The sequence below is a fragment of the Loktanella sp. DJP18 genome, assembly GCF_049310965.1.
Taxonomy (GTDB): Bacteria; Pseudomonadota; Alphaproteobacteria; order Rhodobacterales; family Rhodobacteraceae; genus Loktanella.
In genome coordinates, this window is record NZ_JBMERN010000012.1 from 26689 (window position 1) to 47321 (window position 20633).

A 20633-nucleotide genomic window follows, 5' to 3' on the forward strand; every position below is an offset into this window, starting at 1 on the left:
GTGAAGCGGGCCTGATATACGCAAAAGGCCCCGGTTTTCAATGGAAAACCGGGGCCCTCGATCATTCTGCGACAAATCTACCCGGCGCAGCGGTTCGCGGCCTCTTCGACGGCGGCGGTGAATCCGGAGAGAGAGAAGGTGTCGGTCGTGATGTTGCCACGCCCCGATCGGCCCTTGAGGACGGCGTCGGACCCGCGCTTCATCGCGGCAACAACGCGGGCGTCATCCTCTGGCGTGGCGGGCCAGGCATATTCGCCTTCGGTGAACAGCTCGAATGTCGATCCGCCGACCTCGAGGTTCACGGTGGACCCCGGCGCGAAGGGGTAGCCCCCGGTGAACATGATCTGCCCGCTCACGTTCTCTGACGGGCGGTAAAACACCATGAGATAGATGTCGCCCCGGTTCCCGCTGGTCGGGCTGCCGTTGGCGTCGGTCAGTGTGCTTTTCTTCGGGGCCGACGTGCTGATGCATTCGCGCGGGCTTTCCGCCTCGAACGTGCTCCAGTCCGTATTGGCCGCCACGAGGTTGTCGGTGGTCGCCTGCGCCGCGGCATAGGTCGTCGTCAGTGCGGTCGCTGCCACGATCAGGCTGCGGATTGTCGTCTTGATCATTGTCTGTAGGTCTCCAAGCTGCCCTTGCCTCTGTCCTGCCCGCACACGGGTTTTTACAACCTTTTCGTCTGGCGGGTCTTTCTTCAACCGGTTAGCCATGTCCCTAGCAAAAAACCGCCCGAACTGCAAAGCCCTGATCCGCGCACAAAGCCGTGGGCAGGGTGTGAAAGAAGGAAAACGCCGATGAACGCTCCTGTCGATCTGGTCGAAGTCTGGCGTGGCGACATTCTGGAATCCGTGCATCAAGGTCACGCTGTGATCTGCGGCGCGGATGGAGGGATCGTACAAGCCTGGGGCGATGCGCAGGCCACGATCTATCCCCGGTCGTCGTGCAAGATGATCCAGGCGCTGCCGTTGATCGAAAGCGGTGCAGCGGATGCGCATGGGCTGGGGGTCGAACAGCTGGCGTTGTCGTGCGCCAGTCATCAGGGCGCGCATATCCACACCGACCGGGTGCAGGTCTGGCTTGATACGCTTGCGCTGGCGGACAAGGATTTCCGCTGCGGGCCACAGTGGCCGCAGGATATTCCCGCCCGCAACGAGATCATCCGCGCCCATGCGGCCCCCTGCCAGATTCACAACAACTGCTCCGGCAAACACGCCGGATTCCTGACGCTGAACCGCCATATCGGCGGCGACGCCGACTACGAACTGGTCGATCATCCGGTGCAGCAGGCCTGCAAGACGGCATTCGAGGAGGTGACAGGCGAGGCGTCGCCCGGTTACGGGATCGACGGATGTTCGGCCCCGAACTTCGCCACCTCCGTCCACGGACTTGCACGCGCCATGAGCTTTTTCGCGACCGCGCATGACCGGAACGACACACGCAGCAAGGCTGCCGTGCGGCTGCGCGAGGCGATGGCGACATTCCCGGCGCTGGTCGCGGGGGAAACGCGGGCCTGCACCGACCTGATGCGCGCGATGGGCGGCAGGGTCGCGATCAAGACCGGCGCGGAAGGGGTCTTTGTCGCGATCATCCCCGAAAAGCGGCTGGGAGTCGCGCTGAAGATCGCCGATGGTGGCACGCGTGCGTCGGAGGCCGCGATCGCGGCGATCCTCGTGAAGCTCGGGGTGCTGGACGCGGACCACTCGGCGGCCCGTGCGCGGATGGTGCCAGAGATCCGCAACTGGCGCGGCACGCTCTGTGGCCATATAAAGCCCGTTCCCGCCCTGCTGTAAGGACTTGCCATGACGTTCACGCTTGCCACCTGGAACATCAATTCAGTCCGCCTGCGCGAAGCCCTTGTCGCGCAACTGATGCAGGACGAGGCCCCCGACGTGCTGTGCCTGCAGGAATGCAAGAGCCCGCTGGACAAGATCCCGGTCGAGACGTTCCGCGCCCTGGGGTATACCCACATGATCGGGCGCGGGCAGAAGGGGTACAACGGGGTCGCCATCTTCTCGAAACTGCCGATCACGGAGGTCGGGGCAGCTGATTACGCGAGTCTGGGTCATGCGCGGCACATCGCCGGACGGTTGGAGAATGGGGTCACGATCCACAACTTCTATGTCCCCGCCGGCGGCGACCAGCCTGACCGCGAGATCAACGAGAAGTTCGGCCAGAAACTGGATTACCTGACCGAGATGCGTGACGCCTTTCACGCGGATCGACCGGAAAAGGCGATCATGGTCGGCGATCTGAACATCGCGCCGCGCGAAGACGATGTCTGGGACCACAAGAAACTGCTGAAGATCGTCAGCCACACGCCCATCGAGGTCGAACATCTGGCGCAGGCGCAGGACGCTGGACAATGGGTGGACGTGACCCGGCAGGACATCCCGCATGGCAACCTGTACAGCTGGTGGTCCTATCGGTCGGCGGACTGGAATGCGGCGGACAAGGGGCGGCGGCTGGATCACATCTGGGCCACGCCGGACATCGCTACCGCCGCCCACTCGAGCCGAGTGCTGCGGCATGTGCGCGGCTGGACGCAGCCGAGCGATCACGCGCCGGTTCTTGCGACTTTTGATCTTTAGCGGCGCGACGTCCCGCGAGAGTTCCGGGACCTTGCCGCGCGCGGCAAGGTGCCTCCGGCGGGAGTTTGTCTGGCCAGATGAAACTGATGCGTCGTGCGCCCGTCAGAGCGGCTGAAGCGCCCTGGCGACGGCCTGCCCGAGCGTCAGGTGCGTCGCCGCATTGTAGTGCACGCCGTCCTGCGGGCTGACGGCGATGTGCTGGCCGGCATCCAGAAATCCGACCTTCCAGGTCTGCGCGAGGGCGGCGTAAAGCGGCGGCAGCGCCAGCGACTTTGTCGCAGCGCCGAAGAAGACCTGCGCAATCGGCCCCTGTTCCAGCACCGGCGGCGGACAGATCAGCAGCACCTCGAACCCGCCGTGGCGGGTCTGCATGACCTCTCCGCAGGCGATGGCAAGCAGTCCCGCAATGCCGGCGCCAATGCCTTCCGGCGTCAAGCCGAAATGAGCCTTGCAGTCGTTGGTGCCCAGCATGATTGTCAGGGCATCGATGGGCCCGTGGCTTTCGAGTGCGATGCGCAATCCAAGCTGGCCGTTCATGTGGGTACCCATCTCGGGGTCGGTCAGGGCGCAGGCCGTGCGGCCGGGCAGGCCTTCCTCGATCAGGGTGCAGCCCAGCGCGGCGGCCATGACCTGCGGCCAGCGCGCGGCGCTGTCATGGCGGGCATAGACGCCGCGCGTGACGATGGGCGGGGTGCCGTGGGTGTTGCTGTCGCCGAAGGTCATGATGGTGCGGGTCATGGGGCCGACGCTATGCCGCGCGCGCAATCCGGGCAATCCCCCTTGGCCTTTGCCGCGCGCACCCACATATAGGGGGCAACGCGGATGAAGGAGAATTCCTATGGACCTGATGGGCACGAAGACCGCCGCCCCGGCGACGGGCGACATCACAGAAGGTAGCGACGCGACCTTCATGGCCGACGTCATCGAGATGTCGATGAAGGTTCCGGTGATCGTGGACTTCTGGGCGACGTGGTGCGGCCCCTGCAAGACGCTGGGCCCCGCCATCGAGGCAGCCGTGACAAAGGCCGAGGGCCGCGTGAAGCTGGTCAAGATCGATGTGGACCGTAACCCCGGCTATTCGGGTCAGTTGCAGGTGCAGTCGATCCCGACGGTCTATGCCTTCTGGCAGGGTCAGCCGGTGGACGGATTTCAGGGTGCCTTGCCGCCATCAGAGGTCAACGCCTTCGTCGAGAAGACGGCAAACTTGGCCGGTGAGCCCGACAACGGCCTGGCCGATGCCATTCTTGCAGCACAGGAAATGCTCGATTCAGGCGCCGCCGCCGACGCAGCCGAAACCTTTGCCGCGATCCTGCAGGAAGACCCCAACAACGCTGCCGCCTATGCCGGTCTGGTCAGCGCCTATCTTGCCCTTGATGACGTCGATCAGGCCGAGGCGATCCTGAACGGTGCCCCCGCCGCGATCAGCACCGATCCGGCGCTGGAAGCCGTCGCCGCCCGGATCGCGCTATTGCGCGAAGCCGCGAACGCCGGTCCCGTCGCGGACCTGGAGGCGCGGCTGGCGGCGGACGAAAACGATCATCAGGCGCGGCTCGATCTTGCCACGGCCCTGCACGCCAAGGGGCGCAGTCAGGAAGCGGTCGATCACCTTCTGGACCTGTTCCGCCGTGACCGCGAGTGGAACGATGCGGCCGCCAAGACACAGCTGTTCAAGGTGTTCGACGCCTTGCCCGCAAAAGACCCGATCGTTCTTGCGGGGCGGCGTAAACTCTCGTCGATGATATTTGCTTAAGCCCTGCCGCGGCCTACGTGGAGGGTCATCATGATTTCATCGTCAGACCTTCCCGACACGATCCCGATCTTCCCGTTGCCCGGTGCGTTGCTGCTGCCGCGCGGACGGCTGCCGCTGCACATCTTCGAACCGCGCTATCTGGCGATGATCGAGGATAGCATGAAGACGCCGACACGGCTGATCGGCATGATCCAGCCCTATGATGCGCCGGGACAGGCCGGGCGGTTGCACAGCATCGGGTGTGCCGGGCGGCTGAATGCCTTTACAGAAACCGACGACGGACGCTACATGATCACCCTGTCGGGCATATCGCGGTTTCGCGTGTTGGAAGAGGTCGAGGGGTTCACCCCCTACCGCCGGTGCCGCGTCAAATGGTCCGGATTCGAGCGTGACCTTGGCAAGGCGGAACGCGACCCGGATTTTCGCCGCGATGAATTCTTGGATTCGCTGTGCCGGTTCTTTGCGGATCAAGGTCTGAAGACCGACTGGGACCAGTTGGGCGAGGCAGAAGACGAATTGCTGATCAACTCGCTATCGATGCTGTGCCCCTTTCCGCCAGAGGACAAGCAGGCGTTGCTTGAGGCACCGAGCCTGTCGACCCGGCGCGAGACGCTGATGACGCTGATCGAATACGCCCTGCGCGGTGGCGATGACGAGGTGATGCAATGACCGATTTCGACCCCCGGATGCTGGAATCGCTGGTCTGTCCGCAGACGCAGGGCGTGCTGCGGTATGACCCGGTCACGCACGAGCTTGTCAGCAAGGCCGCGCATCTGGCCTATCCGATCCGCGACGGCATCCCCGTCATGCTGGTGGACGAGGCACGACGGATCGACGACTAGCGCATCAGGCGCGGCAGTTGGCCGTTCAGTCCGGCCGCTTCCCGAATGAACCGCCGCCGCAGGCCGGGCATGGCGTTGATCGCACCCATCCCAAGGTCGCGCAGACCCCGCAGCAAAGGGTTGTCGTTTGAAAACAGCCTGTTGAAGGCGTCGGTTGCGAGGGCAAGGCGGGTCGCCTCCCACCGGCGCCAGACCTTGTACCGGTCGAGCGTGACGGCGCTGCCGATATCCTCTCCGCGCATCCTGGCGTCTTCGAGCACTTGCGCCAAGGCCGCGACGTCCCGCAGCCCGGCGTTCAGCCCCTGCCCCGCGATGGGGTGGATGCCATGCGCGGCATCGCCCACCAACGCGACACGCGGCGCGGTCAGGTTGTTGGCCAGCGTCAGGCCGAGGGGGTAGGAGAAGCGACTGCCGACCAACGACAACTCTCCCAGAAATGAGCCGAAGGCAGGGCGGAGCGCTGCAAGAAAATCAGGTTCGTCCATCGCGATCAGGGTCCGGGCGCGGTCAGACTGCTCGCTCCAGACGATGGAGGACCTGTTGCCGGTCAGCGGCAGGATCGCCAGAGGGCCGCCGGGCATGAAGAACTGATGTGCGACCCCATTGTGGGGCAGCGCGTGTTCCACGGCGCAGACCACGGCGATCTGGTCGTAGTCCCAGCCGGTCCGGGTGATCCCGGCGCGTTTCGCCACGCCGCTGCCGCGCCCGTCGCAGCCGACCAGCAGACGCGCCGAAAGGATCTGGCCGTCGTCCAGCGTCACGGTGACACCGCCGCCGGTGATGCTCTGGGCCGTGACGGTGCGCCCGGTGAGGTGGGTGATCCGATCCTCGGCGGCCAAGGCGTCCAGCAGGGCGGCGCGCAGGTGGCGATCTTCGACCAGCCAGCCCATGGGGCCTTCCTCGATCTCGGCGTGGTCGAAGTGCATCATCCAGGGGCTCGCGCCTTCTCCGGCGCGGCCGTCCGATACCTTGATGTCCAGCATCGGCTGGGCGTCGGCCTGCACCGCCGCCCATATGCCAATGCCGCGCAGCAAACGCATGGACCCGTTGGCGATGGCATAGGCGCGTCCATCGAAATCGCGCATCCGGTGCGTTTCGGGCGTGATCGCGTCGATCACGGTGACCCGCAGGCCGGATTGGGCGGCGGCAAGTGCCAGCACCGGGCCGTTCAGCCCGCCACCGACGATGATGATGTCTGTCTGTTCCATGCCACTTTCATATGGGCGCGCGGGCGGGATTGTCCATGCGGTGCGCAGTCGCTAGCGTGACGCAAAACGCGGAGGGGACGCAGGATGGACGACTGGCGCTGGATGACGGCAACGGCTCTTGGGCAAGGCATCGCAGCGGGACAGATCGACCCCCTCGCCCTGACCGAAACCTATCTCGCGGCCATCGACGGCCATCCCATGCGTGACCGCATCTATGCCCGCGTGACCCATGACCGGGCGCGGGCAGAGGCCGCAGCCAGCAGCGCCCGCGCAAAGGCGGGATTGCGGCGCGGGCCGCTGGACGGGGTCCCGGTCAGTTGGAAGGACCTGTTCGATACCGCCGGCGTGGGGACGGAGGCGGGCACGCGCCTGATGGCGGGTCGCGTTCCCGACGCGGATGCCGAAGTGCTGCGCAACGCAACCGCCGCCGGCTTTGTGTGCCTGGGCAAGACACATCTGTCGGAGATCGCCTTTTCTGGCCTTGGCCTGAATCCCATGACCGCGACACCGCCCAACGTGAACGACCCTGAAGCGGTGCCGGGCGGATCGTCGTCGGGGGCTGCCGCGTCGGTCGCTTACGGTCTTGCGGTGGCGGGCATCGGCTCTGATACGGGCGGATCGGTGCGGATTCCGGCTGCGTGGAACGACATCACCGGGTTCAAGACGACGCATGGGCGGTTGCCGCTGACAGGGTCCGTTCCGTTGTGCCTGACCTTCGACTCGGTCGGTCCCCTGTGCCGGTCGGTGCAGGACGCCGCCCTGCTGACCGCTGCATTGGAAGGATCGCGTCCGCCCGATCTGCGGGGGGGCACCGGCCCGCTGCGGTTGGCGATCTGCGACACCGTCGCGATGGAGGATGTGCGGGACGCTCCGGCCAGGGGGTTCGACGATGCGGTCACGCGCCTGCAGGTTGCCGGGGCAAAGATCGAACGGCTGGAAATGCCGGATCTGCGCGACGCCTTTGCCCTTGCGGCGCTGCTTTACACCGCTGACAGCTGGGCCTGGTGGCGCGACAGGATCGAGGCCGACCCGCAAGCGATGTTTCCCCAGATCTACCGGCGCATCAGCGCGGGCCGTGACGTGAAGGCCGCCGATTTCATTAACGCTTGGTCCACCCTGCGTCGTATCCGCGCAACATGGGCGGCCGCGACGGCGCAGTATGATGCCATCATCATGCCTACCGCACCGATCCTGCCGCCCCATGCGCAGCGACTGCTGGACGACGAGGATTATTACGTGACAGAGAACCTTCTGGCCCTGCGGAACACGCGCGTGGCGAACCTGATGGACCTGCCCGCCGTCACCCTGCCGACCGGCACGCCGTCATGCGGATTCATGCTCTGCGGCCATACGGGACAGGACGACCGTTTGCTGCGGGTCGCCCTGATGGCAGAGGCCGCGCTGGCCTGATCACGTCACACGACGAAAATGACACAATTCCGGTGCTGGCCCCTGAATATGGGGCCCGTCTGGCTGGACAGCCGCTGCATGCAGCGGCTACCTTGAGGCCAAGCGGGGCGGACATGATCCCGTAACGAGGCAGTGATGGATTACCCCCAGCGGTTTGCGAACCTTCCGGTTGCGACGTGGCCCCGACTTCGTGGGTTGCTGGATGCTGTCCAGCCAGGCGGTGATCCCATCAACATGACCATCGGCGATCCGCAGCACCCGATGCCGCCGTTCCTTGCCGAAGCGATGGCGGCCCAGATCGCGGGGTTTGGCGGGTATCCCAACAACGACGGGTCCCCCGCATTGCTCGACGCGATTTCGCGCTGGCTGTACCACCGCTATGGTGTGACCGTGGGGGCCGACCGGATCATGGCCTTGAACGGCACGCGAGAAGGGCTTTACAATGCCGCGATGGCGCTGTGCCCCGAGATCAAGGCTGGTGCCACGCCGGTCATCCTGACGCCCAATCCATTCTATCAGGTCTATGCGGTCGCGGCACTCAGCGTCGGCGCGGAACCTGTCTATCTGCCCGCAACCGCCGAAACCGGCCACCTGCCCGATTTCGCAGCACTGCCCGCGGACGTGCTGGACCGCACTGCCATCGCCTACATCTGCTCTCCCGCGAACCCGCAGGGTGCCGTGGCAAGCGAAGATTACTGGCGCACCCTGATCGGGCTAGCCGAGAAGCATGATTTCAAGATCTTCGCGGATGAATGCTATTCCGAGATTTACCGCGACACGCGCCCCGTCGGCGCCCTGCAGGTGGCGCAGGAGATGGGTGCCGACCCGGAACGGGTCGTCGTGTTCCATTCCCTGTCGAAGCGGTCCAACCTCGCCGGTCTGCGCAGTGGCTTCTGCGCCTCTGGCCCCCGCAATATCGCGGCGATCCGCAGCCTGCGGGCCTATGCGGGTGCGCCCCTGCCCGGCCCGGTGCAGGCGGTGTCCGCACTGGTCTGGGACGACGAGGCTCATGTCACGGCGTCCCGCGCGCTATATATCGAAAAGTTCGAGATCGCAGACCGCATCCTTGGCAACGTGCCGGGATACGTCAGTCCAAAGGCGGGCTTCTTTCTGTGGCTGCCGGTCGAGGACGGCGAAGACGCGGCCCTGCGCCTTTGGGCGGAAACCGGCGTGCGCACCCTGCCCGGCGCATATCTGTCGCGAGAGATCAGCGGCTTCAACCCCGGCGCGGGGTTCATCCGGGTCGCCTTGTGCGGCCCCACGGACGACGTGGCGCGTGGGCTGACCCACCTGCGCGATACGCTTTACCAGTGAGGAACGGCAAGATGGCATCCTATCAGACACGGCACCGCGATCCGCTTCTGGACAGCGAAACCCAGGCGGCGCTTGAACGGCGCAGCAAGGAGTTGCTGGGAATCGCGATGATTGTGCTGGGCCTGCTGGGGGCCGCGATGGTGTTCAGCTACTCTCCGACCGATCCGTCCTGGATTTCGGCCAGCGATGCACCGGTACGGAACTGGCTGGGCATGTTCGGTGCAGCGACTGTCGCACCGCTGATGATGATCGTGGGCAAGGGCATCTGGGCGCTGCCGCTCGTTCTGATCGCCTGGGGCGTGCGTTTCGTGCTGCATCGCGGATCGGATCGGGCGATGGGGCGCGTGATCTATGTCCCCGTCGTGATCGCCGTTGCCGCGCTCTATGCCGCATCGCTGCCGCGCGGCGACGCATGGCCCGCCAATTTCGGCATGGGCGGCCTGTTCGGCGACACCGTGCTGGGCATGGCGCTGACGATCCTGCCGCTGGGTCCGGTCATAGGGGTCAAGCTGCTGTCGCTGATCCTGGGGGCCGTGACCGTGGCCGCGATGGCCTTTGCGCTGGGCTTCACCAGGCCCGAACTCCGCATCGGCACGCGGTTCGTGTTGCTGGGCACCGTGATGATCTACGACATCATCCTGCGCGTCTTGGGACAGGGCACCGCCCGCGCAGCACAGGCCGCCACCGCGGCCCGCGGCACTGTCGCTGCCCGCATGGCCGACCGGGCCGAGGCACGCGCGACGCACCCCTTGGCAGAGCCGCCCGTCGACGCCAAGGCGCGCGCCATCGCCGCCGTGCGCAGCCGTGCCGCGATGCCCGCGGACAACAGCCGCAAGATGCCACCGATCATCCGCGCCGACGGGTCCTATGCGCCGGAAACGCCGGTGATGACACCAGCGCCCGAGCCTGCCTCCGACGCCCCCGCCCCGCGCAAGATGCCGGGCCTCGGCAACCTGCTGCGCCGCACCCCGCCGGAACCGGAACTTGTAGAGGCGGACACGTTCGACCACGACCTTGACGCGCCGACCGAAGACCGCGTCCGCAGCCGCATCACCAATGCGATCAAGGCCCGCGTCATGCCCACGCCGCAGTCAGAGCCGCATCCGGTCACCGGCGTGCGCATCGAACCCGCGCTGACCGCCGGCAAGCGCCCGAAGGCGCTGATCCTGCCCGCGGTTCCGCCATTGACGGCTGCGCCGCCTCAGGCCGCAGAGTATGACTGGCAGGACGACGCCGACATGCTGATCGACGAGGACGAAGCCTTCGAAGATGCACAGGTCATGCCGTCGTCGGCCCCGGCGGTCTATCAGCGCAGCGCCCTGCCACGCGCCGAGGCACCTTCGCTGACCGCCGAACCCCTGTTCGACCCAGACGCCCGCCCGACAATCCCGACGCAGGCAGCGAAGAAGGCGGTCGTGCAGCACGGCATGTCGCGCGGCACGATGCCCAGCAAGCAGGCGCGGGCCGAGGCACAGCCGGAATTGACCTTCGAAGAGAAATACAAGGGTTACGAGCACCCGCCGCTGAACCTGCTGACCAACCCTTCCGAAATCCAGCGCCACGTCCTGTCCGACGAGGCGTTGGAGGAAAACGCCCGGATGCTGGAAAGCGTGCTGGACGACTACGGCGTGAAGGGCGAAATCGTCAGCGTGCGCCCCGGCCCCGTCGTGACGATGTATGAACTTGAACCCGCACCCGGCCTGAAGGCATCGCGCGTCATCGGCCTTGCCGACGATATCGCACGCAGCATGTCGGCCCTGTCGGCCCGCGTGTCCACCGTTCCGGGTCGCACCGTGATCGGCATCGAGCTGCCGAACGAGAATCGCGAAAAGGTCGTGCTGCGCGAAATCCTCTCCGCCCGCGACTTCGGCGACAGCAACATGAAACTGCCGCTGGCGCTGGGCAAGGACATCGGCGGCCAGCCGATCGTCGCGAACCTTGCCAAGATGCCCCACCTGCTGATCGCGGGCACCACCGGGTCCGGCAAGTCGGTCGCGATAAACACCATGATCCTGTCGCTGCTTTACAAGCTGACGCCAGAGGAATGCCGCATGATCATGATCGACCCCAAGATGCTGGAACTCAGCGTCTATGACGGCATCCCGCACCTGCTCTCCCCCGTCGTGACGGACCCGAAAAAGGCCGTCGTCGCCCTGAAGTGGGTCGTGGGAGAGATGGAGGAGCGTTACCGCAAGATGTCGAAGATGGGCGTGCGCAATATCGACGGCTACAACGGCCGCGTGAAAGAGGCGCTCGCCAACGACGAAACCTTCAGCCGCACGGTGCAGACCGGATTCGACGACGAAACCGGAGAGCCGGTGTTCGAGACGGATGAATTCAAGCCCGTCGTGCTGCCCTACATCGTCGTCATCGTCGACGAGATGGCCGACCTGATGATGGTTGCCGGTAAAGAGATCGAGGCCTGCATCCAGCGCCTTGCCCAGATGGCCCGCGCTTCGGGCATCCACCTCATCATGGCGACGCAGCGCCCTTCGGTCGACGTTATCACCGGCACGATCAAGGCGAACTTCCCCACGCGGATCAGCTTTCAGGTCACGTCCAAGATCGACAGCCGCACCATCCTGGGCGAGATGGGGGCCGAACAGCTCCTCGGCATGGGTGACATGCTTTACATGGCGGGCGGATCGAAGGTCACGCGCGTCCACGGCCCTTTCTGTTCGGATGAGGAGGTCGAGGAGATCGTCAATTTCCTGAAAAGCTTCGGTCCGCCGGAATACATGTCGGGTGTGGTCGAAGGCCCTGACGAAGATACCGAAAGCTCCATCGACATGGTGCTTGGCCTCGCGGACGGGTCTGATCTCGAAAACGCACTCTACGACACGGCGGTCGCCATCGTCATCAAGGACCGCAAATGCTCCACCTCCTACATCCAGCGCAAGCTGGCGATCGGCTACAACAAGGCTGCCCGTCTGGTCGAGCAGATGGAGGAGCAGGGCGTCGTCAGCTCCGCCAATCACGTCGGCAAGCGTGAAATCCTCGTGCCGGAACAGCACTGACCGATCCCCTTCATCTGGCCAGATAAACTCTCGGGGGGGGGCCGCATCGCGGCGGGGGGCAGACAGCCCCCCTCTGACGTTCCCCGCCGACTGGCCTTTGCCAAGATGCACGAAAGGGTGTCTAACGATCCCGCAACAGGGACGCATGACATGACCGACTATTACAGCCCGACCGGCGGCCTGCCACCACAGACCGACCTTCTGACCGACCGCGCCGTCTTCACGACGGCCTACGCGGTCATTCCCAAAGGCACGCTGCGCGACATTACCACCAGCGTCCTGCCCGGCTGGGACAAGATGCGGATGTGGGTGATTGCGCGGCCGCTGACGGGCTTTGCCGAGACGTTCAGTCACTACATTGCCGAAGTCTCTGCCGGTGGCGGCAGCAGGGCCCCCGAGACGGACCCCGCGGCGCAGGCCGTCCTGTTCGTGGTCTCGGGCCATGCCGAGCTGACCATCGACGACCAGACGCACCTGCTGTTTCCGGGCTCCTACGCCTATCTGCCTGCCGGGTGCGACTGGACCTTTGCCAATGACCACGACGCGCCCTGCACGTTCCACTGGATCAGAAAGGCCTATGTCCCGGCACCTGGCATCGCCGCCCCTGCCCCCTTCGTCACGCAGGACGGTGACGCCCCCGTAATCGAAATGGCGGGCACGAACGGAGCATGGTCCACGACCCGCTTCGTCAGCCCGACGGACCTGTCGCACGACATGCACGTCAACATCGTGAACTTTCAGCCGGGCGGGGTCATCCCCTTCATGGAAACGCATGTGATGGAGCACGGGCTTTACGTGCTGGAAGGCAAGGCCGTCTACCGTCTGAACGCCGACTGGGTCGAGGTGGAGGCCGGCGACTACATGTGGCTGCGCGCCTTTTGCCCGCAGGCCTGCTATGCCGGTGGGCCGGGACGTTTCCGCTACTTGCTTTACAAGGACGTCAACCGCCACATGCCCTTGTCGGTGCGGTGAATGCGCGTCCTGATCAACGGCTTCGGCCGGATCGGACGGACGATCCTGCGGCAGTTGCTGACAGTGCGGACGGACGCAGGGATCGAGGTCGCGGGCATCAACGACATCGCACCGCTGGACCTGTGCGCCTACCTCTTTGCCCATGACAGCGTCTTCGGTCCATTTCCGCAGACAGTCAGCGGCGCGGATGGCGCGCTGCGCGTCGGGGACACGTCCATCGCGTTCACGCAGGTCGGCGATCTGTCCGCCCTCGATCTGCGGGGCGTCGATCTGGTGCTGGAATGCACCGGCGTCGCCCGCTCCTCCGACATCGCAGTGCGGGGTCTGACAGCGGGGGCGAAGGCGGTCCTGATCTCTGGCCCCTCACCGGCGGCCGAGGTCACCGTGGTATTGGGCGCGAACGACGATGCCCTGAGAGATGCGCGGATCGTGTCGAACGCCAGTTGCACGACCAACGCGCTTGCTCCGATCGTCAGGCATCTGCACGACGCGCTGGGCATCACCGCGGCGCACATGATGACGATTCATTGCTATACTTCGAGCCAGCCGATGGTGGACACGCCGCGCGGTGACTTTGCCCGCAGTCGGGCGGGCGCACTGTCCATGGTGCCGACGACAACCAGCGCCACAGAGCTTGTGACCGAGGTCGTGCCAGAGCTTGCCGGACGCATCACCGGTGCCGCGGTGCGGGTGCCTGTCGCCAGCGTGTCCTGCATCGACCTGACGGCGACGGTGACCCACGGTGTGACAACCGCGCGCCTGCACGACGTCCTGCGGCGTGTCGATTCGGCCCTGATCGGAACGACGGACCTGCCGCTGGTGTCGTCCGACCTGCGGGCGCGGCCCGAATCGCTGGTGCTGGCGATGCCGGAGTGTTTTGCGACGACCGATCACCAGATCCGGGTGTTCGGTTGGTACGACAACGAATGGGGCTTTTCGGCGCGCATGATCGACATGGCGGTGCTGATGGGCGCGCGTTGAGGGGGCTGTCTGCCACCGCGCGTGCCGCGCCCCCCGAGGATATTTTCAACCAGAGGAAGGGTGGACCGTGAAGGGCGGCACGTTGACTTCTTCGAGGTTGGCACCATCGCCGATGCGGTCGATCACGGCGAAGAGGCCGGGGGCGTGCAGCGGGGTCAGCACACCGTGCCAGATGCCGCGGTGCAGGTTGATCCCCTGTCCGGGCGTGGTGATGTAGGCAAGCGGCACGCCGGGTGTGCCGTCTTCATCCGGCGCAACGATGACCAGAAAGGGGTTCTGTGTCATCGGGATGAAGGCCTGCGATCCATCCGGATGGCGTTCCAGAAGGTCGCATTTATAGGGCAGGCTGCGGGGTGCGGCATTGAATATGCTGATCCCGGCACGTCCGTTTCCGAAGTCGAGCCTTGCGCGGTCGTGATACCGTTCGCAAAGGCCGGCGTTGATCAGCTTGTCGGGGTCGCCGCGGGCGTCCAGCACGTCGCCGAAAGGGGCGAAGGCGGCGGCGGTCAGCGGCGTTGCGACGATCACATCAGCGCCCGCAACCGCAGTTCCGCGATGCGTTCGACCTGACCGCTCGCCGTTGCGAATTCCTGTTCGACCGTGTTCTGCAAGCGCTGCTCGAACGCGCGCAGGATGCTGTCCTTCGTGTGGTCCCGCACCGCGATGATGAAGGGAAAACCGAATTTGGCCACATAAGCGGCGTTCGCCTTATGGAAGGTGTCGCGCTCGATGTCGGTCAGTGCATCCAGCCCGGCCGCTGCCTGTTCCGACGTGCTGTCAACGGTCAGGCGTTTCGCAGCGGCAAGCTTGCCCGCAAGGTCCGGATGGGCGCGCAGGACCTTCAGCCGATCCTCTGTTGCGGCCGACCGGAACGCACGGGCCAGGGCGTTGGCAAGGCCGCCCGGCGTGTCGTGCGCCGCGCCCAATTCCATGCCGTGCGCCCGTTCGGCCACCCAAGGGGAGTGTTCGTATACGCTGCCGAACCTTTCCACAAAGGCTGACTTGGCCAATTGGCTGGGGCGGTCGCGCCGCACATGAGGGTGATGCTGTCGCCAGTGGTCCGCGATCTGGGCACGGGTCGCGAACCAGACCGCGTCGTGACCGCGGACATATTCGACGAAGCGGCGCAACGCTTCGATACGGCCCGGCCGGCCGACAAGGCGGCAGTGCAGGCCCACGGACATCATCTTGGCCTGCCCCTCTAGCCCTTCGCGATAGAGCGCATCGAAACTGGCGCGCAGGTAATCGAAGAACTGGTCGCCGGCGTTGAACCCCTGCGGGGTGGCAAAACGCATGTCGTTGGCGTCCAGCGTGTAGGGCACGATCAGTTGGTCGCGGTCGCCGATTTCCATCCAGTAGGGCAAGTCGTCGGCGTAACTGTCGGCGAGGTAGTCGAAGCATTCTTCGGCCGCCAACCGGATCGTATTGATCGAGGCGCGGCCCTGGTAGAAGCCGCGAGGCCTCTCGCCCGTGACCTCTGCATGCAGACGGATCGCGCGCTGGATGTGGGCGCGTTCGGTGTCCTCATGCGCGGCCTTGTATTCGATCCACTTCAGACCATGCGACGCGATTTCCCACCCGGCATCCTGCATCGCCGCCATCTGGTCGGGGCTGCGGGCCAGCGCGGTGGCCACCCCAAAGATCGTGACGGGCAGGTCGTGCAGCAGCCTGTGCAGACGCCAGAATCCCGCGCGCGCGCCGTATTCGTAGATCGTCTCCATATTCCAGTGGCGCTGGCCGGGCCAGGCGGCGGCACCGACGATCTCGGACAGGAAGGCTTCGGATGCCGCATCGCCGTGCAGGATGTTGTTTTCGCCGCCTTCCTCGTAGTTCACGACGATCTGGACGGCAATTTTCGCACCCCCGGGCCACTTGGGGTCTGGCGTTTGTGCGCCGTAGCCGATCATGTCGCGGGGGTAGCGGGTCATTTCAGGTCTTTCTCTTGGAGTCCTCCGTTTATACCGTCAATTCCGGGCGAGGCGAGAGGGCAAACCGATGTATGACATGGCAATTCTGTGGGAATGGCTGGCCTTTGCCGTGCGGTGGACGCACGTCATCACGGCGATCGCCTGGATCGGGTCCAGCTTCTATTTCATCGCACTCGACCTTGGCCTGAACCGGGACATTCCCGGCCCGGCGGACGGCGAGGAATGGCAGGTCCACGGGGGCGGCTTCTATTTCATCCAGAAGTATCTTGTCGCACCCGAGGCGATGCCCGCGCATCTGACGTGGTTCAAGTGGGAAAGCTACGCGACTTGGCTGACAGGCTTTGCCTTGCTGATGGTCGTCTACTGGGCGGGCGCGAACCTGTATCTGATCGACCCGGCCAAGGCGGACCTGTCGATCTGGCAGGGCATCGTCATATCAGCCGCGTCGCTGGCGGTGGGCTGGGTGATCTACGATTTCCTGTGCAAATCACCGCTGGGCGAACGGCCCACGGGCCTGATGCTGCTGCTGTTCGCGATGCTGGTGGTGATGAGCTGGGGTTACAATCAGGTCTTTACCGGGCGCGCGGCGCTGCTGCATCTGGGGGCCTTCACCGCCACGATCATGACGGCGAACGTGTTCCTGATCATCATGCCAAACCAGCGGATCGTGGTGGCGGACCTGAAAGCAGGACGCAAGCCGGACCCGAAATACGGCAAGATCGCCAAGCTACGCAGCACGCACAACAATTACCTGACGCTGCCGGTCATCTTCCTGATGCTATCGAACCACTATCCGCTGGCCTTTGGCACGCAATATGCATGGATCATCGCGGCGCTGGTATTCTTGCTGGGCGTCACGATCCGGCACTACTTCAATTCCATGCACGCCCGCACAGGCAAGCCGACGTGGACCTGGGCCGCGACGGTCATCATCTTCATCGTGATGGCGTGGCTGTCGACCTATCCGGGGCATGAGACCTATGAGGAATCAGAGGCGCGCGCCCTGACGCCGACAGAAGACCGCTATGCCCACGCTGAGGGCTTTGCTGACGCGACGCAGATCGTGCAGGGCCGGTGTTCGATGTGCCACGCGCGCGAACCGGTCTGGGACGGCATTCGCTGGGCCCCGAAGGGTGTGTTCCTCGAGACCGATGCCGATATCGCGCGACATGCCCACGACATCTATGTGCAGGCGGGCATCAGCCACGCGATGCCGCCCGCCAACGTGACCGGGATCAGCGACGCGGACCGGCAGGTGCTGGCCCGCTGGTTCCGCGCCGCCTCCTGACGCTTACTGGCCGCGACGGCCCATCTCGGCCTGGATGTTGAACTGGCCATCGCCGATGTTGCCGCCCTGCGCCAGGTCGTTCAGGATCACGGTCGTCTGCTCTCCCACGTCGTCGGTGACGATCCATTGGCGCAGCTCGACCGGGTTGGCGGTGAATACCATCTGGATGTTGCCGTATTCCGGGTGCGCCGGGTCCTGCGCCGTGATTGTCGTCGTCGTGCCGTCCGACGTGTGACCCGTCACCATCTGCGCCTGTCCCAGGTTGACGTTGCGTTCAAGGATGATGTTCAGCGGCGTCTGGTTCAGTGGATAGCGATCAGCGGGCGTGTTCGACTTGGGGTCGAAGACGGCGACCTGCCCGCCGCCCGCAAGGACAAGGCTGTTGTCGGGCGCATTATATTCGAACCGGATGCGGCCCGGACGCTTGATGTAGATCTGGCCGGTCGACAGCGTCCCGTCGCCGTTGATCTGCGTGAACCCGCCCTGCGCGGTCTGTAGCTGGTTCAGATAGGCCGAGACCTCGTTCAGGGACAGCTGCTGCGCCTGCGCGGCCCCGCCGGCCAGCGCAAGTGCTGCGGCCGAAAGAAGAAGGGTGCGTCTGTTCATGGCATTCACCTTGTGTTGCTTGACCACCGACATAGGGCGGCGGTCTGGCGTCTTCCATGCCGATATGGGCGCTGACATGCGATAGCGCCAGCGGGTCAGCGGCTAGCCGCTTTGGGAACAAGCGCCGGGGTTGCCGCATTGTATGCGTGAAGCGGCGGATGGCTCTGCCGCGATTGAAGGAGAATTCCCATGCCAGATATTTTCGTTGACGGCCTCGACGGCCAGGCCCGCAAGAAATCCGTGGACGTGCTGAACGCTTGTGTCGCCGAAACCATCGCCCTGCGGCTGTCGGTCAAACAGGCGCACTGGAACCTGAAGGGCTCCGGTTTCATCGGCGTGCATGAATTGCTGGACGACGTATCGGCGCGTCTCGGTGAAAGCACGGATACTATGGCCGAACGGGCCGTCATCCTTGGCGGATTTGCACGCGGCACGCTGGAAGTCGTTATCGAGACGGCAGAGATGGACGCCTATCCGGTCGAGGAAAACGACATCACCGCGCATATCAAAGCGCTGAAGGACCGGTTCCTGAGCGTCGGCAAGAAGGTCCGCAAGGGGATCGACGAGGCGGGCGACGCCGGTGACGAAGATACTGCGGACGTGCTGACCGAAGTCAGCCGGGCGCTGGACAAGGACGCCTGGTTCATCGGGGCGAACGCGCCGACCTGAACGACTTGACCACGTCAGGACGCGCCGCTCTCTGCGGCGCGTTATGCGTTTCTAGCGCTTGCGGCAGGAACGCAGCTGCGCGTCATACAGCAAGGCGCGGGCCTCTACCTCTCCGGCGATCCGAATCAGCCAGCTCTTGCTGCGCCACGTGCCGCGTTTGAAACCGGTTCGCCCATCGTGATAGGCCAGATACTGGTTGCGCACGTCGGTCAGCGGCACCCCGGTTTCCCGGACGGTTGCGACCATGTACCAGCCCATGAAATCCGACGCGGCCTTGATGTCCTCGCGCTTGGCGCGGCGATTGCCACTGGCCTGCCGATACTCTTCCCACGTGCCATCAAGTGCCTGCGAATAACCCATCGCAGAAGACTGGCGGCCGATGGGAATCACCCCCAGCGCATACTGGTGCGGCGGGCGGTTATTACCGATGAATTTGGATTCCTGGTAAATGATCGCCATCATGGCGGGCATCGGCACGCCATACTTCCGTTCGACTGCCTTGAAGGCGCGGCGATATTCCGGCCGCTCCGTCAGGATGTTGCACGCATTGTCCAGGTCGCGCGGTGCTGAATACTCGCGGCTGCCGCAAGACCCCAGCAACGCAAGCAACACCAGTGCGCGAAAGAAACTGCTCATCTGCCTCTCGCTTTTCGTCTTTTATTTTTTACCATCATAGCCGGAAAGACCCGGTTTGTGAACGGTTAAGGCCAAGGGCATCGATCACGAATTGAAGGAGTCGCGACATCCCGCCGGTGCGGGCAGGGCTAACAGACTGTTTCCGCATTAACCCTACGCCAATTGTGGACTTTTTGTGGCAATCGCGTTTACTTACGAAGCGGGGGTATTTGCATTCATGTTCAAGACGCGCGCGAAGTATCATCTCGGTCAGGTTGTCAGACACCGCAAGCATCCCTTTCGGGGTGTCGTCTTTGACGTCGACGCGATGTTTTCCAACACCGACGCTTGGTACGAGGCTATTCCGGAAGAGTCGCGTCCGGCCAAGGATCAGCCCTACTACCATCTGCTGGCCGAGAACGATCAAAGCTTTTACGTCGCCTATGTGTCCGAACAGAACCTTGTCGCCGACTATTCCGGCGAACCGGTCGAGCACCCCGACCTTCCCGATCTGTTCGGTCCGTTCGAGGATGGGCATTACCCGCTTCAAGTGCAGCTGAACTGATCAGTCGCCGACCGCCGGGACAGCCTTCAAGTAGGCCGCAATGGCCGCTCGGTCGCTGTCCGGCAGTTTGGCCGTGTTCTTCACAACCTCGGCCATCGTCCCGCCTGCCGTGTCGAAATCCGGCGTAAAGCCGCTGGACAGGTATTCCGCAATCTCGCCTTCGGACCATGACAGGCCGCCGGGCGTGATGTTCGGAATGCGGCCTTCACCCGATGGATTGGGCGCGCCGGACAACCATGCCTCGGTCTTCAGGCCGCCCAGGGCGTCGCGCGGGGTATGACATTCGCCGCAGTGACCCAACGCCTCGACCAGATAGCGGCCGCGTTCTAGGTCCGGCGCATCCGCCATGATCCAACCGTCACGCTGATAAAGTGCCTTCCACACGCCAAGCGTTGCGCGGATGTTGAAGGGAAAGCCGATGTCGTGTGCCTTGGACGGTGTCTGGTCGGCGGGCAACGTCCGCAGATGCGCGATCAGATCGGTCACGTCCTGAGGGTCGGCTTTGGCGTATGCGGTGTAGGGAAATGCGGGGTAGAGATGCGCGCCGTCGGCCCCGACGCCGCGCATGATGGCGCTGGCGATCTGCGCGTCGGTCCAATCCCCGATGCCCTGGTCCGGGTCGGGGGAAATGTTGGGCGCATAGAAGGTGCCGAAACTGCTGACGAAGGCCTTGCCGCCGGACAACACATCGTCAGGCCCGTCCTCCGCCACATGGCAAGACGCACACCCCGCAGCCGCAAAGACCAATGCGCCGCGTTCGGGGTCCGGTGTCAGTCCGGCCAGTGCGTCGTCCGGCAGCGGTTGGGGCCGCGTCGCCACGGCCCCGCCGATCACCACCACGATACTGGCCAGCGCAAGCCCGGTCAGCGCCCGCCGCATC

21 protein-coding genes are annotated in these 20633 nt (G+C 64.7%); 13 read left to right on the top strand and 8 right to left on the bottom strand.

The genetic code is table 11. The features are described 5' to 3' along the window. Positions 1-77: 77 nt before the first annotated feature. Entirely contained in the window at positions 78-611 is a 534-nt protein-coding gene (locus tag ACOI1H_RS05505; RefSeq protein ID WP_422435765.1) for an invasion associated locus B family protein, read from the bottom strand. 183 nt (positions 612-794) lie between these two features. On the opposite strand from ACOI1H_RS05505, the gene ACOI1H_RS05510 reads away from it, so the two are divergent. Together ACOI1H_RS05510 and ACOI1H_RS05515 are read left to right on the top strand one after the other, a co-directional pair. Beyond that, positions 795-1790, top strand: a complete 996-nt coding sequence (locus ACOI1H_RS05510; RefSeq protein ID WP_422435767.1) for an asparaginase — start codon at positions 795-797, stop codon at positions 1788-1790. Between the two features lie 9 nt (positions 1791-1799). After that, complete coding sequence (locus ACOI1H_RS05515; RefSeq protein WP_422435768.1) at positions 1800-2588, top strand: exodeoxyribonuclease III; 789 nt, start codon at positions 1800-1802, stop codon at positions 2586-2588. Positions 2589-2690: 102 nt separating this feature from the next. On the opposite strand, the gene ACOI1H_RS05520 is transcribed toward ACOI1H_RS05515, so the two are convergent. After that, positions 2691-3326, bottom strand: coding sequence for a GDSL-type esterase/lipase family protein (locus tag ACOI1H_RS05520; protein WP_422435770.1), 636 nt, complete (start codon positions 3324-3326; stop codon positions 2691-2693). A 100-nt stretch (positions 3327-3426) separates the two neighbouring features. Between ACOI1H_RS05520 and ACOI1H_RS05525 the strand changes: the two genes are divergently transcribed. The 3 genes from ACOI1H_RS05525 to ACOI1H_RS05535 are packed head-to-tail and all read left to right on the top strand — an operon-like array spanning position 3427 to position 5180. Further along, the gene (locus ACOI1H_RS05525; RefSeq protein WP_422435771.1) at positions 3427-4338 is read left to right on the top strand and encodes a tetratricopeptide repeat protein; all 912 of its coding nucleotides are present in this window, start codon (positions 3427-3429) and stop codon (positions 4336-4338) included. Between the two features lie 30 nt (positions 4339-4368). Further along, positions 4369-5007, top strand: a complete 639-nt coding sequence (locus ACOI1H_RS05530) for an LON peptidase substrate-binding domain-containing protein (RefSeq protein ID WP_422435773.1) — start codon at positions 4369-4371, stop codon at positions 5005-5007. After that, positions 5004-5180 carry a Trm112 family protein gene (locus ACOI1H_RS05535; protein ID WP_422435775.1) on the top strand — a complete coding sequence of 59 codons (177 nt, stop codon included), beginning with the start codon at positions 5004-5006 and terminating at the stop codon, positions 5178-5180. The genes ACOI1H_RS05530 and ACOI1H_RS05535 overlap by 4 nt, the downstream gene beginning before the upstream one ends. Here ACOI1H_RS05535 and ACOI1H_RS05540 read toward each other — a convergent pair. Continuing rightward, positions 5177-6388: a UbiH/UbiF/VisC/COQ6 family ubiquinone biosynthesis hydroxylase gene (locus ACOI1H_RS05540; protein WP_422435777.1), complete on the bottom strand. Its 1212-nt coding sequence runs from the start codon at positions 6386-6388 to the stop codon at positions 5177-5179. The two genes, ACOI1H_RS05535 and ACOI1H_RS05540, sit on opposite strands and share 4 nt — an antisense overlap. 84 nt (positions 6389-6472) lie before the next feature. Between ACOI1H_RS05540 and ACOI1H_RS05545 the strand changes: the two genes are divergently transcribed. From ACOI1H_RS05545 to ACOI1H_RS05565, 5 genes are all read left to right on the top strand, one after another. Beyond that, a complete protein-coding gene (locus tag ACOI1H_RS05545; RefSeq protein WP_422435778.1) occupies positions 6473-7798 on the top strand; it encodes an amidase in 1326 nt (441 codons plus the stop codon). A gap of 135 nt (positions 7799-7933) precedes the next feature. Continuing rightward, positions 7934-9112, top strand: coding sequence for an aminotransferase class I/II-fold pyridoxal phosphate-dependent enzyme (locus tag ACOI1H_RS05550; protein ID WP_422435780.1), 1179 nt, complete (start codon positions 7934-7936; stop codon positions 9110-9112). An 11-nt stretch (positions 9113-9123) separates the two neighbouring features. Then, positions 9124-12129, top strand: coding sequence for a DNA translocase FtsK 4TM domain-containing protein (locus tag ACOI1H_RS05555; protein WP_422435782.1), 3006 nt, complete (start codon positions 9124-9126; stop codon positions 12127-12129). 150 nt (positions 12130-12279) lie between these two features. Next, complete coding sequence (locus ACOI1H_RS05560) at positions 12280-13101, top strand: bifunctional allantoicase/(S)-ureidoglycine aminohydrolase (RefSeq protein WP_422435783.1); 822 nt, start codon at positions 12280-12282, stop codon at positions 13099-13101. Next, positions 13102-14082: a type I glyceraldehyde-3-phosphate dehydrogenase gene (locus ACOI1H_RS05565; RefSeq protein WP_422435784.1), complete on the top strand. Its 981-nt coding sequence runs from the start codon at positions 13102-13104 to the stop codon at positions 14080-14082. 45 nt (positions 14083-14127) lie between these two features. Here ACOI1H_RS05565 and ACOI1H_RS05570 read toward each other — a convergent pair whose 3' ends face one another. Both ACOI1H_RS05570 and puuE read right to left on the bottom strand, forming a co-directional pair. Continuing rightward, positions 14128-14610, bottom strand: coding sequence for an ureidoglycolate lyase (locus ACOI1H_RS05570; protein ID WP_422435785.1), 483 nt, complete (start codon positions 14608-14610; stop codon positions 14128-14130). Further along, positions 14607-16010, bottom strand: coding sequence for an allantoinase PuuE (gene puuE, locus ACOI1H_RS05575; protein ID WP_422435787.1), 1404 nt, complete (start codon positions 16008-16010; stop codon positions 14607-14609). Before puuE ends, ACOI1H_RS05570 begins: the two co-directional genes overlap by 4 nt. 67 nt (positions 16011-16077) lie before the next feature. Here puuE and ACOI1H_RS05580 point away from each other — a divergent pair, with 67 nt between their 5' ends. Further along, entirely contained in the window at positions 16078-17298 is a 1221-nt protein-coding gene (locus ACOI1H_RS05580; RefSeq protein ID WP_422435789.1) for a urate hydroxylase PuuD, read from the top strand. Positions 17299-17301: 3 nt separating this feature from the next. Here ACOI1H_RS05580 and ACOI1H_RS05585 read toward each other — a convergent pair whose 3' ends face one another. After that, complete coding sequence (locus tag ACOI1H_RS05585; protein ID WP_422435791.1) at positions 17302-17904, bottom strand: LolA family protein; 603 nt, start codon at positions 17902-17904, stop codon at positions 17302-17304. A gap of 189 nt (positions 17905-18093) precedes the next feature. Here ACOI1H_RS05585 and dps point away from each other — a divergent pair, with 189 nt between their 5' ends. Continuing rightward, positions 18094-18573 (top strand): DNA starvation/stationary phase protection protein Dps, encoded by a 480-nt coding sequence (gene dps / locus ACOI1H_RS05590; protein ID WP_422435792.1) that lies wholly within the window; start codon positions 18094-18096, stop codon positions 18571-18573. A 51-nt stretch (positions 18574-18624) separates the two neighbouring features. Here dps and ACOI1H_RS05595 read toward each other — a convergent pair whose 3' ends face one another. Next, positions 18625-19209, bottom strand: coding sequence for a lytic transglycosylase (locus tag ACOI1H_RS05595; protein WP_422435794.1), 585 nt, complete (start codon positions 19207-19209; stop codon positions 18625-18627). 217 nt (positions 19210-19426) lie between these two features. On the opposite strand from ACOI1H_RS05595, the gene hspQ reads away from it, so the two are divergent. Continuing rightward, positions 19427-19753, top strand: coding sequence for a heat shock protein HspQ (gene hspQ / locus ACOI1H_RS05600; protein ID WP_422435796.1), 327 nt, complete (start codon positions 19427-19429; stop codon positions 19751-19753). Here hspQ and ACOI1H_RS05605 read toward each other — a convergent pair whose 3' ends face one another. Beyond that, positions 19754-20632 (bottom strand): c-type cytochrome, encoded by an 879-nt coding sequence (locus tag ACOI1H_RS05605; RefSeq protein ID WP_422435798.1) that lies wholly within the window; start codon positions 20630-20632, stop codon positions 19754-19756. It abuts the gene before it with no gap. Position 20633: the final 1 nt, after the last annotated feature.

What these genes read in the sequence shown, in the direction of transcription:
- ACOI1H_RS05505 (WP_422435765.1), bottom strand. Translation starts at nt 611, where the DNA reads ATGATCAAGACGACAATCCGCAGCCTGATCGTGGCAGCGACCGCACTG.
- ACOI1H_RS05510 (WP_422435767.1), top strand. Translation starts at nt 795, where the DNA reads ATGAACGCTCCTGTCGATCTGGTCGAAGTCTGGCGTGGCGACATTCTG.
- ACOI1H_RS05515 (WP_422435768.1), top strand. Translation starts at nt 1,800, where the DNA reads ATGACGTTCACGCTTGCCACCTGGAACATCAATTCAGTCCGCCTGCGC.
- ACOI1H_RS05520 (WP_422435770.1), bottom strand. Translation starts at nt 3,326, where the DNA reads ATGACCCGCACCATCATGACCTTCGGCGACAGCAACACCCACGGCACC.
- ACOI1H_RS05525 (WP_422435771.1), top strand. Translation starts at nt 3,427, where the DNA reads ATGGACCTGATGGGCACGAAGACCGCCGCCCCGGCGACGGGCGACATC.
- ACOI1H_RS05530 (WP_422435773.1), top strand. Translation starts at nt 4,369, where the DNA reads ATGATTTCATCGTCAGACCTTCCCGACACGATCCCGATCTTCCCGTTG.
- ACOI1H_RS05535 (WP_422435775.1), top strand. Translation starts at nt 5,004, where the DNA reads ATGACCGATTTCGACCCCCGGATGCTGGAATCGCTGGTCTGTCCGCAG.
- ACOI1H_RS05540 (WP_422435777.1), bottom strand. Translation starts at nt 6,388, where the DNA reads ATGGAACAGACAGACATCATCATCGTCGGTGGCGGGCTGAACGGCCCG.
- ACOI1H_RS05545 (WP_422435778.1), top strand. Translation starts at nt 6,473, where the DNA reads ATGGACGACTGGCGCTGGATGACGGCAACGGCTCTTGGGCAAGGCATC.
- ACOI1H_RS05550 (WP_422435780.1), top strand. Translation starts at nt 7,934, where the DNA reads ATGGATTACCCCCAGCGGTTTGCGAACCTTCCGGTTGCGACGTGGCCC.
- ACOI1H_RS05555 (WP_422435782.1), top strand. Translation starts at nt 9,124, where the DNA reads ATGGCATCCTATCAGACACGGCACCGCGATCCGCTTCTGGACAGCGAA.
- ACOI1H_RS05560 (WP_422435783.1), top strand. Translation starts at nt 12,280, where the DNA reads ATGACCGACTATTACAGCCCGACCGGCGGCCTGCCACCACAGACCGAC.
- ACOI1H_RS05565 (WP_422435784.1), top strand. Translation starts at nt 13,102, where the DNA reads ATGCGCGTCCTGATCAACGGCTTCGGCCGGATCGGACGGACGATCCTG.
- puuE (WP_422435787.1), bottom strand. Translation starts at nt 16,010, where the DNA reads ATGACCCGCTACCCCCGCGACATGATCGGCTACGGCGCACAAACGCCA.
- ACOI1H_RS05580 (WP_422435789.1), top strand. Translation starts at nt 16,078, where the DNA reads ATGTATGACATGGCAATTCTGTGGGAATGGCTGGCCTTTGCCGTGCGG.
- ACOI1H_RS05585 (WP_422435791.1), bottom strand. Translation starts at nt 17,904, where the DNA reads ATGAACAGACGCACCCTTCTTCTTTCGGCCGCAGCACTTGCGCTGGCC.
- dps (WP_422435792.1), top strand. Translation starts at nt 18,094, where the DNA reads ATGCCAGATATTTTCGTTGACGGCCTCGACGGCCAGGCCCGCAAGAAA.
- ACOI1H_RS05595 (WP_422435794.1), bottom strand. Translation starts at nt 19,209, where the DNA reads ATGAGCAGTTTCTTTCGCGCACTGGTGTTGCTTGCGTTGCTGGGGTCT.
- hspQ (WP_422435796.1), top strand. Translation starts at nt 19,427, where the DNA reads ATGTTCAAGACGCGCGCGAAGTATCATCTCGGTCAGGTTGTCAGACAC.
- ACOI1H_RS05605 (WP_422435798.1), bottom strand. Translation starts at nt 20,632, where the DNA reads ATGCGGCGGGCGCTGACCGGGCTTGCGCTGGCCAGTATCGTGGTGGTG.